Here is a 229-nt window from a genome sequence, read left to right as displayed (position 1 = left end):
GTCGAGGCGGTCTCGACCGAGATGCGGAACTCGCGCAATATCCTGTTCGCCAATTACCCTGGCTACCGCGTCACGCGGACCGCCGGACCGATGGACGCGGCGGTCAAGCTCTACGCCTCGGGCGATATCCGCTGTCGCAACGTCCATGTGAACGCCGAGAGCGGGGTCGCGAGCTGCGACGCCAAGGGGTGCGGGACGTTTTTGCGCGCGAGCAAATACCCGTTCGAGA

1 protein-coding gene is annotated in these 229 nt (G+C 65.1%); it reads left to right on the top strand.

The genetic code is table 11. From position 1 onward, the window contains the following. Positions 1-229, top strand: a 229-nt coding sequence (locus AC0CH3_RS18105) for a hypothetical protein (protein WP_465238157.1), incomplete at both ends; no start/stop codon positions are given.

This window comes from Sphingomonas sp. AC449, assembly GCF_979253475.1.
Note: the sequence above shows the minus strand (reverse complement) of the source record. Positions and strands in the feature narration are given on the sequence as shown.